This is a genomic window from Yersinia sp. Marseille-Q3913 (genome assembly GCF_963892745.1).
Lineage (GTDB): Bacteria > Pseudomonadota > Gammaproteobacteria > Enterobacterales > Enterobacteriaceae > Yersinia > Yersinia bercovieri.
The window spans coordinates 16,273-27,998 of the sequence record NZ_CAWQAF010000021.1 but is presented as its reverse complement, the minus strand read 5'-3'; the positions used below and the strand labels follow the sequence as shown (position 1 = coordinate 27,998).

Sequence of the window (11,726 nt, the reverse complement as noted above, 5' to 3'; positions counted from 1 at the left end):
TTTGGCATTACTTCTAATGGGAATTATAACGATGGCTGAATGGGTTAGTGGCAAGATTACTCACGTCGAGCACTGGACAGACGCGCTGTTCAGTATTCGGGTCAATGCGCCCGTCGATCCCTTTACCGCCGGTCAATTTGCCAAGCTGGCATTAGATATTAATGGCGAGCGGGTACAACGGGCCTACTCTTACGTCAATGCACCGAGCGATGACAATCTGGAGTTCTATCTGGTCACTGTGCCGGAAGGAAAGCTCAGCCCACGGCTAGACCAATTGGTGGTGGGCGGCGAAGTGATGGTGACCAAGCAGGCGGCGGGCTTCTTCGTGCTGGAAGAGATACCGGATTGCGACACCTTATGGATGCTGGCAACCGGCACCGCCATTGGTCCCTATCTCTCTATCTTGCAGGAGGGGCGTGATCTGGAGCGTTTCAAGCATGTGGTGTTAGTTCATGCGGCACGTTTTACCCGTGATCTCAGCTACTTGCCACTGATGCAACAGCTGGAGCAGCGCTATAACGGCAAGCTGCGTATCCAGACTGTGGTGAGTCGCGAGCGATCTCCCGGTTCGTTGACCGGCAGGGTGCCAGCATTGATTGAAAATGGCTCACTGGAAGCGGCGGTTGGCTTAAACATTGATGCGAAGGATAGTCATGTGATGCTGTGCGGTAACCCGCAAATGGTGCGAGACACCCAGCAATTGCTGAAGGAACAACGTGAGATGCGTAAACACTTGCGCCGCAAACCAGGGCATATGACCAGCGAGCAGTACTGGTAAGTGTTGATGATCTAGGTATTGGCGGTCGGTGGGCACAAATGACATGCCCACTGACCTAATTATCGAACTCACTGATGAAAGCTGGCCGCTAAAACTAGCCGGTATTGCGCATCCCCGCCGCGACACCCGCGATGGTGACCATCAATGCCTGCTCAACACGGGCATCAGGGTGCTCTTGCTGGCGCGACCGATGCAACAGCTCCGCTTGCAGAACGTTCAGCGGGTCGGTGTAGACGTTACGTAACGCGATAGACTCCGCAATCCACGGCAAATCAGCCATCAAGTGATCATCGTTGGCAATTGCCAACACCACTTTAATGTCCGCTTCCAACTGATCGCGTAGTTGCTGACCCAGCGGCCACAAGGATTTATCCACCAGGCGCTGATCGTAATACTCTGCCAACCACAAATCGGCTTTGGCGAACACCATCTCCAGCATACCTATGCGGGTTGAGAAGAACGGCCAGTCACGGCACATGGTGGCGAGCGCATCGCGCTTACCGGCATCAATCGCTTTCTGCAAACCGGCACCCGCACCCAGCCAGGCGGGCAGCATCAGACGGTTTTGTGTCCAGGCGAAGATCCATGGAATTGCACGTAAGCTCTCTACACCGCCATTCGGGCGACGTTTGGCCGGGCGTGAACCCAATGGCAGTTTGCCTAATTCCAGCTCTGGCGTGGCCGAGCGGAAGTAAGGGACGAACTCTGGATTTTCGCGCACATAGCCGCGATACATATCGCAGGATGCGTTCGACAAAATATCCATCACCTCAATCCACTCTCTCTTCGGTTCCGGCGGTGGCAGCAGATTGGCTTCCAGAATTGCACCTGCGTACAGTGCCAGACTGCTGATGGTGACTTCTGGCAGACCAAACTTAAAGCGGATCATCTCGCCTTGCTCAGTCACACGTAAGCCGCCTTTCAGGCTACCCGGAGGCTGAGAGAGCAGCGCGGCGTGAGCGGGAGCACCACCGCGGCCGATAGAGCCGCCACGGCCATGGAATAGCGTCAGTGAGATCCCCGCTTTCTCGCAGGTTTTGATCAATGAATCCTGAGCACGATATTGCGCCCAAGACGCCGCCATCACACCGGCATCTTTCGCCGAATCAGAATAGCCAATCATCACCATCTGCTTGCCTTGGATCAGGCCGCGATACCAGTCGATGTTCAACAGCTGTGTCATCACGTCGTCAGCGTTGTTCAGGTCATCAAGGGTTTCGAATAGTGGAGCCACCGGCAGGGTGAACGGACAACCCGCTTCTTTCAGCAGCAAATGCACCGCCAGCACATCCGATGGCACTTTCGCCATGGAGATAACATAGGCAGCGATGGAGCCTTCTGGTGCCTCAGCAATCACCCGACAGGTCTCCAGCACTTCCTGGGTGTCGGCGCTCGGCTCCCATTTCAGCGGGACCAGTGGGCGCTTAGAGTTCAATTCGCGGATCAGGAAGGCCTGTTTGTCAGCTTCAGACCAGCTCTCATAATCGCCGAGGCCCAGATAGCGGGTTAACTCCGCAATGGCATCGGTGTGGCGGGTACTTTCCTGGCGCACATCGATGCGCACCAATGGCACGCCAAAGCAGCGGACACGGCGCAGGGTATCGAGCAACTGGCCGTTAGCGATAATCTCCATGCCGCAGGCTTTCAGCGATTGGTAGCAGGCGTAGAGTGGGTCCCACAGTTGATCATTACTGACCAGCAAATCAGTCGGCGGCAAGACACGCTCGCCTTTCAGGCGTTTTTCCAGATAGGCTTGGGTATTGGTCAACTGAGTACGGACGCGCTTCATCAGCTCGCGATAAGGTTCCGGCACTTCGTCGCCACCGGCCAGCTCACGCAGTTCCGGGGTGCACTCCGACATTGACAGCTCTGACACCAGCACCTGAATATCACGCAGGAACAGATCGGTGGCCTTCCAGCGGCTCAGCAGCAGCACATGGCGGGTGATTTCAGCGGTCACATTCGGGTTACCGTCGCGGTCGCCGCCCATCCATGAAGTAAAGCGGATCGGCACGGCTTCAACCGGCAAGCGGTAATCGAGGGAGTTTTGCAACTGCTCGTTAAATTCGCGCAAGAAAGCGGGAACACCTTCCCATAGGCTGTTTTCAACCACCGCAAAGCCCCATTTGGCTTCATCCACTGGGGAGGGGCGAATTTTACGAATTTCGTCGGTATGCCATGATTGTGCAACCAACTGCCGCAAACGACGCATGATCTTATTGCGTTCGTAATCGGCTAAATCATTGTGATCCAGCTGGCTCAGGCAGGTATTCACTTCCACCAGTTTATGGATCAAAGTACGGCGGGTAATTTCGGTTGGGTGAGCGGTCAGCACCAGTTCGATGGATAAATCATCAACCGCGCTGCGCATATCTTGCTCGCTCAGCTTTTTGTCTTTTAAGCGGGTGAACAGTTGGGCCAGGGCTTCCGGGTTACTTGCCGCTTCACCGTGTGGCGAAATACTGTGGTATTGCTCCGCCGTATTGGTCAAATTGAGGAATTGGCTAAAAGCACGGGCTACCGGCAGTAACTCGTCGTTGGACAGATTTTGCAGCGTCGTCAGCAGTTCCTGACGGCTCGCCTCATTACCAGCACGCGAAGATTTAGATAACTTACGAATGGTTTCTACCCGATCAAGAATATGCTCGCCGAGCGCTTCCTTGATAGTTTCCCCGAGTAGTTTGCCGAGCATACTGACGTTACTTCGCATTGCGGAATATTGTTCGTTCATATGACCCCTGACCTGTATACCCGTCATCTTTCAAACTGCAGGTGTGTTGGCTGCTCTTGCTCACCCGAATCACTTACCGATGTAAGCTCATCGGGACTCTCTCGTTTGCCGCCTTCCTGCATCCTGAAATCTATAGGGTATACGATTGCTTTTTGTAAATTAGTTTCATCCAAAAGGCAGAGATGGACAAACCCACTCGCCACGTTCAATTCCATACCCCAATTGACACTATTTTCAGCAAAAAAACATCAATTTTAGGGATATTTCTGAAATTTAATTACCAAAGCTAGGTTATCAGTCTGGCTTATGGACAATATTGATCCGCCTACCCCATAGTGGTTATTTCTGCTGGCAGAAATGGTCAACTAACTGACCAATCAGCTCGCGAGTTGGCTCGATAAAGGCCATATCAATAAACTCATCCGGCTGGTGGGCTTGATTGATCGAACCTGGTCCCAATACTAATGTTGGGCAAACTTGCTGGATAAATGGCGCTTCGGTGCAGTAGTTCACCACCGCTGTGCGCTCACCCAACAATTTTTCGATAACTCCCACCATATGGTGATCTGTTGGGCATTCATAGCCAGGGATTGGCGGATGCAGCTCATCAATGCTTAGGCGGCCCGGCCAGCGTTGGCTTACCGGCGCTAGCGCTTCGGTCATCAATTCATCCAGATCACTTAATGTCAGACCCGGCAACGGGCGAATATCCATATGTAATTCACAGCAAGCACAGATACGGTTTGCTGCATCACCGCCATTGATATGACCGAAATTCATCGTCGGATAAGGGATGGTGAATGCCGGATTGTGATAACGCTCTTGCAGTGTGGTGCGCAGCTTCATTAGCTCGGTAATGGATTCATGCATCAAATCAATGGCATTGACGCCACGCGCCGGATCACTGGAATGACCGGACTGGCCGGTAATGCGGATGGCGCTGGAAATATGCCCTTTGTGCGCCCGCACCGGTTGCAATGAGGTGGGTTCGCCAATAATGGCAAAATCAGGGCGCAACTGGGTAGAGGCGGCAAAGTAGCGCGCGCCTGCCATGGTGGTCTCTTCATCGGCGGTCGCCAGGATATAGAGCGGTTTACTCAGTTGGCTGGCATCGATATCGCGTACTGCATCCAGAATAAAGGCAAAAAAGCCTTTCATATCGGCAGTGCCCAAACCATATAACTTGTTGTCGTGTTCGGTCAGCGTGAAGGGATCACGGGTCCAACGCCCCTCATCGTAAGGTACAGTATCGGTATGACCGGCGAGCAGTAATCCGCCACTGCCTTCGCCGCTACTTTTTTCACCAATAGAGGCGAGCAGGTTAAATTTGTGGCGTGTATCGGGTACTGGTTGGATTTCTATACGAAAACCCAAATCAGCAAACCATCCGGCCAGTAAGTTGATTAACGCCTCATTGCTTTGATCGAGGGCGCTATCGGTCGCGCTGATCGATGGCGTGGCGATTAACGCCCGATACAGCTCAATAAATGGAGGTAATTTCATCTTCACTGTTGACAGCCTTTGGTTAGGATAGTATCAATATTCATGCAATAATTATGAATAAAAATACATTAAGCTTAAGCGTAAGGGAACCTAAAAAGACCCTTAAATTTACGAAAATGTCAATGCTCAATCACCTAGGGAACAGTAAAACCTTGCTGATCACCTAAATGCCGGTTTTGACTACTTATGTCTTTATACCCGATTAAATTTTATACCCAAAGTACTTGATGTGGCAGCTTGCGGGCAAACGAGCGAGTCCCGCAGCCACTTCAAGTCAGAAGGGCAAGGTGAACTGAACCCATGCTAAATACGCTAATTGTTGGTGCCAGCGGCTATGCCGGAGCGGAGCTTACGGCTTACCTCAATCGTCATCCACATATGAACATAACCGCTTTAGCGGTTTCAGCGCAAAGTGCAGATGCAGGAAAATTACTTTCTGAGCTGCATCCGCAACTGAAAGGCATCATTAATCTTCCGCTGCAACCCTTGGTGGATGTGGCTCAGGCGGCAAAAGGTGTTGATGTGGTGTTCCTCGCCACCGCCCATGAAGTCAGCCATGATTTGGCACCGCAATTTTTAGCTGCGGGCTGTGTGGTGTTTGATCTCTCTGGTGCATACCGGGTTCAGGATGCCGCGTTTTACACTCAATATTACGGTTTTGAACATCAGCACGCTGATTGGCTGGACAAAGCGGTATATGGGCTGGCTGAATGGCAGGCCGAAGAGATCAAACAGGCGCAATTGATTGCCGTCCCAGGCTGCTATCCAACCGCCTCACAACTGGCGCTGAAGCCGTTGGTCGATGGCGGTTTGTTGAATGAAGCACAGTGGCCGGTGATTAACGCCGTCAGTGGCGTCAGCGGTGCAGGGCGTAAAGCCAGCATGGGCAACAGTTTTTGCGAAGTGAGTTTGCAGCCGTACGGCTTGTTTAACCATCGTCATCAGCCTGAGATTGTCGCCCACCTCGGTACACCGGTGATTTTCACCCCGCACTTGGGGAATTTCGCGCGCGGCATTTTGGCGACCATCACTTGCCGCCTGAAAGTTGGTATCACGGCAGAAGATATCGCCGAGGCGTACCACAACGCGTATCAAGATAAGCCGCTGGTGCGGTTATATCAGCAAGGCGTGCCGGCACTAAAAGCCGTGGTCGGCCTGCCTTTCTGTGATATTGGTTTCTCTGTACAGGGCGAGCATTTAATCATTGTCGCGACAGAAGATAACCTGCTGAAAGGCGCGGCGGCGCAGGCGGTTCAATGCATGAATATCCGTTTTGGCTTTACGGAAACCCAGTCCCTATTGTGAGTCACCAAGGGGTGGTAACCGAGCCAAAATGGGCAGAAACAGATACTTTATCCAATTATATTGAGGCGAAACATGATGAACCCGTTGGTCATTAAATTAGGTGGCGTGTTGCTGGACAGCGAAGAAGCGCTGGAACGCCTGTTTACTGCATTAGTGACCTATCGTGAGAAGCATGAGCGCCCGCTTGTGATTATGCACGGTGGTGGCTGTTTGGTTGATGACCTGATGAAAAAACTCGCACTGCCGGTGGTGAAGAAAAACGGCCTGCGTGTTACTCCGGCTGACCAGATTGATATTATCACTGGCGCATTGGCAGGCACCGCCAACAAAACGCTGCTCTCCTGGGCGGTAAAACACCAGATAAATGCTGTTGGCCTGTGTCTGGGTGATGGCAATACGGTTTCGGTCACACCGCTGGATGCCGAATTGGGGCATGTGGGTAAAGCGCAACCTGGCTCACCGGCTTTGGTGCAAACCTTGTTGGCAGCAGATTACATGCCAATCATCAGCTCAATTGGTATTACCGTAGACGGCAAACTGATGAATGTGAATGCCGATCAGGCTGCAACCGCACTGGCGGCAACACTGGGGGCGGATCTGATTTTGCTGTCTGATGTGAGCGGCATTCTGGATGGCAAAGGCCAGCGAATTGCTGAAATGACGGCACAGAAAGCTGAGCAATTAATTGCTCAAGGCATTATTACTGATGGCATGATTGTCAAAGTAAATGCTGCGCTGGATGCGGCACGTTCATTGGGCCGCCCGGTGGATATCGCCAGCTGGCGTCATGCTGATCAACTGCCAGCACTGTTTAACGGCGTACCAATTGGTACACGTATTCTGGCGTAACAGGCTATTATAAATTTCTATATCAAAACGATTTTATTCAGAACTTAGGGAAGCAAGATTATGGCATTGTGGGGCGGACGGTTTAGTCAGGCAGCAGATCAGCGTTTTAAGCAGTTCAATGATTCCCTGCGGTTTGATTACCGACTGGCAGAGCAGGATATTATAGGTTCTGTTGCCTGGTCGAAAGCACTGGTCACGGTTGGGATATTAACAGCGGCCGAGCAGCAGCAACTTGAGCAGGCGCTCTCTGTTTTACTGGAAGAGGTGCAGGCCGATCCACAGGCCATTTTAACCAGTGATGCGGAAGATATCCACAGCTGGGTAGAAACCAAACTGATTGATAAAGTGGGCGATTTAGGCAAAAAATTGCACACTGGACGTAGCCGTAACGATCAGGTCGCGACTGATCTAAAATTGTGGTGCAAATTCCAGATAACTGAATTAAAAACTGCGGTTCAGCAGCTACAGCAAGCACTGGTTATCACCGCTGAAGCCAACCAGGATGCGGTGATGCCGGGTTATACCCACTTGCAACGCGCCCAACCGGTGACCTTCGCACACTGGTGTCTGGCCTACGTTGAAATGCTGGCTCGTGATGAAAGTCGCCTGCAAGATACCCTAAATCGCCTGGATGTCAGCCCATTAGGCAGTGGCGCATTGGCAGGTACGGCGTATGCCATCGACCGCGAACAACTGGCGGGCTGGTTAGGTTTTGCCTCTGCGACCCGCAACAGTCTCGATAGTGTGTCTGACCGTGACCATGTGCTGGAACTACTCTCCGATGCCAGCATTGGCATGGTGCATCTGTCGCGTTTTGCAGAAGATCTCATCTTCTTCAACAGTGGCGAAGCGGCGTTTGTCGACTTATCTGATCGCGTGACCTCCGGCTCCTCCCTGATGCCGCAAAAGAAAAATCCGGATGCATTAGAATTAATCCGTGGTAAGTGTGGCCGAGTCCAAGGCGCATTGACCGGGATGATGATGACGCTCAAAGGTTTGCCTCTGGCTTATAACAAAGATATGCAGGAAGACAAAGAAGGGCTGTTTGATGCGCTGGATACCTGGCTCGACTGCCTGCATATGGCCGCGCTGGTCTTGGATGGCATTCAGGTAAAACGCCCGCGTTGCAAAGAAGCCGCTGAACAGGGCTATGCCAATGCCACTGAATTAGCAGATTATTTGGTCGCCAAGGGTGTACCTTTCCGTGAAGCGCACCATATTGTTGGTGAAGCTGTGGTTGAGGCAATTCGTCAGGGCAAAGCATTAGAAGCCTTGCCGCTGAGTGACTTGCAGAAATTCAGTGCGGTGATTGGCGATGACGTCTATCCGATTCTGGCCCTGCAATCGTGCCTGGATAAGCGCGTCGCCAAAGGTGGGGTTTCACCACAGCAAGTGGCTTCTGCTATTACTGAGGCCAAAACACGGCTGTTTTAGTTCGCCGGGTATTAATATCGAAAATGGGTCACTTTTACAGTGGCCCATTTTTTATTGTAGCTCCTTAATTATCTCTTTTCCCTCCTTGACCCTCTATATTCAGAAAAAAATTAATAAAGGTTACAGCAACGCTTATTTATAGATTACTTAAACTTTCTATAAAACCAATATTCTCAGGCACATATTTTTTTATTTTTGAATACCATTGAGTTTATACCCTCAAATGATTATGATAATCATTATCAAATGGTGGCGCTATAGGAAAACCTATACTAGCATTAAGGAATTAGAGGGTTCAGATCAGTTTTAATAACTGAAGAGATAACTCAGATATATTACCTTATCCACTAATAAAATAAGTCTATTTACTTTAGTTAATTTAATCTGCATTTGTGGTGGATTAAATAACTTATTGGTTTTATAGAAAACCACAACATACTAATTATCCGATAATTTCTATTATTCGGCGCGAATATCTATTGTCAATATTATCGTGTGTGTCATTAAGCTAATAATTAGCATGTGTATTTTATTTGTATTAATAAGGATGAAAACTCATAAATGGATAATATAGTTTTACAGAGAAAAACAAAAATAAGCTCAATGAGTAAAATATCACTAGGTACATTTTTAGCACTAACGGCGCAAGGTTATTCAGATAGCGCTAAATCTGAAACTATTAAGGCTGAAACCACCCAGGCGGCAGCCGCAGGGGTATCGTCTGGTCAGAGTGAGATGGTGCTGGATAAGCTCAAAGTAGAAGAAGTGAGTAATGCTCATGAGGGCGACTGGGTCTATGATGAAACCCGCTCGGTCAGCGAAATATCCCGCGAACAAATGGATAACCGCCCAGCACGTCACACAGCAGATATCTTAGAGCAAACACCGGGGGTCTACTCCAGTCTTAGCCAGCAAGACCCAGGGCTGTCAGTGAATATCCGTGGTATGCAAGATTATGGTCGCGTCAATATGAATATTGATGGTATGCGCCAGAACTTTATGAAAAGCAGCCATGGGCAGCGCAATGGTGTCATGTATATTGATCCAGAAATTCTTAATAATGTAACAATAGAAAAAGGAGCCAGCACTGGTATTGGCGGTGCGGGGGCCATTGGGGGAATTGCCACTTTTAATACAATTAATGCCAGTGACTTTATCGAACCGGGAAAAGAGATTGGCGGTAAAATTCGCGCGATAACCGGTGATAATGGTACCCAATTTATTGGCAGTGCGGTGCTGGCGGTGGGTAATGAATATGGCGACCTGTTAATTGCCGCCAGTGAACGCAACTTAAAAGATTACTGGCCGGGGAATAAAGGGGTAATCGGTGAACTTCACATGGGAGGAAAGAAAGAAGGCAAATTAGGCAATGACATTAAAAGTAATAAGGTCGATTTTACTCACTATAAAATGTATTCACGGTTGGCCAAAATAGGGTGGAATTTATCCGCTGATCAGCGCCTGGTATTCAGCTACCTGCAAACACAAGTAGAAAGCCCCAATGCAGGTATGCTTACCCAGATCGATTTGAGCCAGTCACTAACATCAGCTCCTGCTTTTAAATATGGCTGGTTAAGCGGCAGCGTATCGGATGTGATGAACAAGAATATTGGGCTAGATTATAGCTTAAAGCCGGAACATATCGGCTGGCTGGATGCAACGGCAAAAATCTATTATGTCGATACTGATGATAAAACCGATACCCACAATGCAGATGCTATTTTCCGCAAAGCCTATTGGACGCAAACCCGTTTAACCACCCAGGGTTTACAACTGCAAAATACCAGCCTATTTACCCTCGCCGATCAACATCAATTGCGCATCAAATATGGCCTGGAGTGGTTTAGTGATCGCTCCAGAGGTAACACAACCAATGACTACCAACGAGAGCGTAATCGAACGGATCAGGTCCTCGTGAATCGGATTACCCCACCCGGCAAGCGCGCGATTACCAGTACCTTTGCCCAAATTAATTACGATTATGATGATTGGTTTCGGCTGGAAGGGGGGCTGCGTTACGATCAATTCCGTTTACAGGGCAATACCTGGATGTATACCCGAGGTTTTCGTCACCACTATACCCTTGAGAAACCTTGTGACCCAAAACGGGATGAGCAATCTGAAAGACCGCTTACAAGATGCTCATCAACTGTAGCGACAATAATGAGTTGGGATGTGGATCGCCGTGAACAGCAACTGTCACCTACGGCAGCTATCGGTATCAAGCCCGGCGCGCCATGGTTGGAGTTTTTTGGTACTTATGGTAAATCCTGGCGGCCACCAGCAATGACTGAAATGTTGGCCACGGGCAGCGCGCATGGTCATGGCCGGATATTACCCAATCCGTTGTTGGCGTCAGAGCACTCTAAAGCCTGGGAGCTGGGGGTTAATATTCAACAAACAGGCCTGTTTATTAATGAAGATCGCTTTGCTGCCAAGGTGGCATATTTTAATACTAAAGTAAGCAATTATTCCAGCATGGAATTATCCAAGATGAAGCCAAAATTTGGTGGTGGTGATTTCTCTCATGCAACCTATATTAATAATTTATTGAAAACGCAATTTCGCGGGCTGGAATATCAATTAAGCTATGACGCTGGTTTTTTTTATACTAATTTAAATTATACCAGAATGATTGGTAAAAATAGTGTTTGTTCAAAAACAGCTTGGTTAGGCGGGGTAGAGAAATCACAAAGAACCAAGCAGAAACACCGTTATTTTGTTGATGACAATAGAGCTAATAATATTATTGAATGCTATAAGGCAAGTGGATTATTTGGTTCCTCGGCTTATTTGCCAGGTGACCGAGGGAGTTTAACTTTAGGTGGAAGAATATTTGATCAAAAGCTGGATTTTGGCACTATTATCCGTTATAACAAAGGTCATCAAGATAAATCAGTGCTTGGTAGTCATGGGTATCCAAATGTTGCTTTTGTGGCAGACTGGCCTAAGTATACTATATTTGATTTGTATGCCAGCTATCAGGCAACTAATAATTTAGTGTTGCGCACTTCAATAGAAAATATAACCAACCGAGCTTATTTGATTAGTTATGGAGACACACTCTCTTTTGCCCCGAATCGGGGGCGGACTATTCAGGGTGGCTTTGAATATAGATTTTGAATT

The 11,726-nt window shown here is 49.2% G+C and carries 7 protein-coding genes; 5 read left to right on the top strand and 2 right to left on the bottom strand.

The genetic code is table 11. The features are described from left to right. Window positions 1-31 precede the first annotated feature (31 nt). Window positions 32-778: a ferredoxin--NADP(+) reductase gene (fpr, locus tag AACW11_RS10125; RefSeq protein WP_212586691.1), complete on the top strand. Its 747-nt coding sequence runs from the start codon at window positions 32-34 to the stop codon at window positions 776-778. Window positions 779-872: 94 nt separating this feature from the next. Here the strand turns inward: fpr and ppc are convergent, their stop codons facing one another. Next, complete coding sequence (ppc, locus tag AACW11_RS10120) at window positions 873-3,509, bottom strand: phosphoenolpyruvate carboxylase (protein WP_212586690.1); 2,637 nt, start codon at window positions 3,507-3,509, stop codon at window positions 873-875. Between the two features lie 339 nt (window positions 3,510-3,848). Continuing rightward, window positions 3,849-5,012, bottom strand: a complete 1,164-nt coding sequence (gene argE / locus AACW11_RS10115) for an acetylornithine deacetylase (RefSeq protein WP_212586705.1) — start codon at window positions 5,010-5,012, stop codon at window positions 3,849-3,851. Window positions 5,013-5,312: 300 nt separating this feature from the next. Between argE and argC the strand changes: the two genes are divergently transcribed. The 4 genes from argC to AACW11_RS10095 all read left to right on the top strand — a co-directional run bounded on the left by argC (window position 5,313) and on the right by AACW11_RS10095 (window position 11,723). Continuing rightward, window positions 5,313-6,317 (top strand): N-acetyl-gamma-glutamyl-phosphate reductase, encoded by a 1,005-nt coding sequence (gene argC / locus AACW11_RS10110; RefSeq protein WP_212586689.1) that lies wholly within the window; start codon window positions 5,313-5,315, stop codon window positions 6,315-6,317. A 75-nt stretch (window positions 6,318-6,392) separates the two neighbouring features. Next, the gene (gene argB, locus AACW11_RS10105) at window positions 6,393-7,166 is read left to right on the top strand and encodes an acetylglutamate kinase (protein ID WP_339379054.1); all 774 of its coding nucleotides are present in this window, start codon (window positions 6,393-6,395) and stop codon (window positions 7,164-7,166) included. Between the two features lie 60 nt (window positions 7,167-7,226). Then, window positions 7,227-8,600: an argininosuccinate lyase gene (gene argH, locus AACW11_RS10100; protein WP_212586687.1), complete on the top strand. Its 1,374-nt coding sequence runs from the start codon at window positions 7,227-7,229 to the stop codon at window positions 8,598-8,600. Between the two features lie 561 nt (window positions 8,601-9,161). Then, complete coding sequence (locus tag AACW11_RS10095) at window positions 9,162-11,723, top strand: TonB-dependent hemoglobin/transferrin/lactoferrin family receptor (RefSeq protein ID WP_212586686.1); 2,562 nt, start codon at window positions 9,162-9,164, stop codon at window positions 11,721-11,723. The last annotated feature ends 3 nt before the right edge of the window (window positions 11,724-11,726 follow it).

Excerpts from the sequence above, each read along its gene's own strand:
- fpr (WP_212586691.1), top strand. The coding sequence starts at position 32 with ATGGCTGAATGGGTTAGTGGCAAGATTACTCACGTCGAGCACTGGACA.
- ppc (WP_212586690.1), bottom strand. The coding sequence starts at position 3,509 with ATGAACGAACAATATTCCGCAATGCGAAGTAACGTCAGTATGCTCGGC.
- argE (WP_212586705.1), bottom strand. The coding sequence starts at position 5,012 with ATGAAATTACCTCCATTTATTGAGCTGTATCGGGCGTTAATCGCCACG.
- argC (WP_212586689.1), top strand. The coding sequence starts at position 5,313 with ATGCTAAATACGCTAATTGTTGGTGCCAGCGGCTATGCCGGAGCGGAG.
- argB (WP_339379054.1), top strand. The coding sequence starts at position 6,393 with ATGAACCCGTTGGTCATTAAATTAGGTGGCGTGTTGCTGGACAGCGAA.
- argH (WP_212586687.1), top strand. The coding sequence starts at position 7,227 with ATGGCATTGTGGGGCGGACGGTTTAGTCAGGCAGCAGATCAGCGTTTT.
- AACW11_RS10095 (WP_212586686.1), top strand. The coding sequence starts at position 9,162 with ATGGATAATATAGTTTTACAGAGAAAAACAAAAATAAGCTCAATGAGT.